Consider the following 1,569-nt stretch of genomic DNA (forward strand, 5'->3'; position numbering starts at 1 on the left):
ATCGAGGTGCAGGCGCTGTCCCGGGCGTTCGGCGACACCGGGTCCTGGGCCCTCGGCTCGGTCAAGGGCAACGTCGGCCACCTCGACGCCGCCGCCGGCATGGCGGGCCTGCTCAAGACCACGCTCGCACTCAAGCACGAACTCCTCCCCGCCTCGCTGAACTACACCCGCGGCAACCCCGACATCGACTTCGCCACCAGCCCCTTCCGCGTCCAGGCCGAGCCCGGCCCATGGCCACGCACCGAGAACCACACCCGCCGCGCCGGGATCAGCGCCTTCGGCTTCGGCGGCACCAACGCCCACCTCATCCTCGAAGAGGCTCCCGCCGTCGAAGCCTCCCCCGCCGGCACCCGCCCGACCGAGACACTGGTCCTCTCCGCCCGAACCCCGGCCGCGCTCGAAGAAGCCACCGACCGACTGGCCGCCCACCTGCGCCGCGAACAACCCAACCTCGCCGACGCCGCCTACACCCTCGCCACCGGCCGCCGCACCTTCCCCCACCGCCGCACCGTCACCGGCACCACCCCCGACACCATCGCCACCGCCCTGGAGACCCGCGACCCCGCCCACGTCACCACCAGTCACACCACCCGCGAGACCACACCACTGGTCTTCCTCTTCACCGGCCAGGGCTCCCAACACACCGGCATGGCCCACGACCTCTACCAGCACGAGCCCGTCTTCCGCGCCTGCGTCGACGAATGCGCCGAACTCCTCACACCACACCTCGGCGAGGACATCCGCCAGGTGATCTTCACCCAGGACCCCCGACTCGACCAGACCCAATGGGCCCAACCCGCCCTCTTCGTCACCGAGTACGCCCTCACCAGGCTCTGGCACTCCTGGGGCATCACCCCCACCGCCATGCTCGGCCACAGCCTCGGCGAATGGACCGCCGCCTGCGTCGCCGGCGTCTTCACCCTCCCCGACGCCCTCCGCCTCGTCGCCCTGCGCGGCCGCCTCATGCAAACCCAGACCCCCGGCGCCATGCTCAACGTGATGGCCGACCGCACCACCGTCGAAGCCGCCCTCCCCGACGGCCTCTCCCTCGCCGCCCACAACGGCCCCCGCGACTGCGTCGTCTCCGGCCCCCACGACACCATCCACACCTTCACCACCCTCGCCGAACAACACGGCTGGCCCACCCAACCCGTCACCACCTCCCACGCCTTCCACTCCCACCTGATGGAACCGATGGTCAAGGAGTTCGTCGCCGCCGTCGCAGACGTGCCCCGCCAGGCGCCGAGCACCCCCTTCATCTCCAACACCACCGGCACCTGGATCACCGACAGCCAGGCCACCGACCCCCACTACTGGGGCCACCACATCCGCGCCACCGTCGAATACGCCACCGGCATCCGAACCACCGCCACCGAACCAGGCACCACCCTCCTCGAAATCGGCCCCGGCCAAACCCTCACCAGCCTCGCCCGACGCATCCTCACCAGTGCGGGCATCGAGGCCACCACCCTCGCCTCACTCCCCCACAAGCGCGACCGCCGTACTGCCACCGAGATCATCCAGCGCACCCTCGGCAGCCTCTGGCTCACCGGCACCACACCCGACTGG

Annotated in this window: 1 protein-coding gene; it reads left to right on the plus strand. The window is 70.9% G+C overall.

What is annotated here, in order from left to right; genetic code table 11:
• Positions 1–1,569 (plus strand): type I polyketide synthase (locus ACZ7RU_RS37005; RefSeq protein WP_470345397.1); only part of this gene is annotated, 1,569 nt, incomplete at both ends.

This window comes from Kitasatospora sp. NPDC114501 (genome assembly GCF_055633695.1).